1 pseudogene is annotated in these 288 nt (G+C 43.4%); it reads left to right on the forward strand.

The features are described 5' to 3' along the window. Positions 1 to 288: pseudogene (locus AB4585_RS28180) on the forward strand (AsmA family protein); the annotation flags it as partial.

Below are 288 nucleotides of genomic sequence, written 5' to 3' on the forward strand. Positions count from 1 at the left end.
TCTCTGGGGTAAACAACCAACAAAAATTCGCAATATCCGGTAAAGCGAACGCAAAAACCAATGCAGAATTTACTGACTACCAAGTCAAAGACATTGAAGTTGGCGGAAGCTTCTCACAACCTGACTTTGATCTTGCCAGCTTTGAATTGAAAGTGGATGAGTTCAAATTGGGGGCATGGGCAAATATATCCTTGCTGGCCAAAGGTAATGCCGCAGGCAACGAATTTGATCTTACCAGCACGGTAAAAGCTCAGCTGGAAAAAGACCTTGCGACCTTTGGTATTAAAG

This window comes from Vibrio sp. 10N.222.49.C9 (genome assembly GCF_041474985.1).
Taxonomy (GTDB): domain Bacteria; phylum Pseudomonadota; class Gammaproteobacteria; order Enterobacterales; family Vibrionaceae; genus Vibrio; species Vibrio crassostreae_C.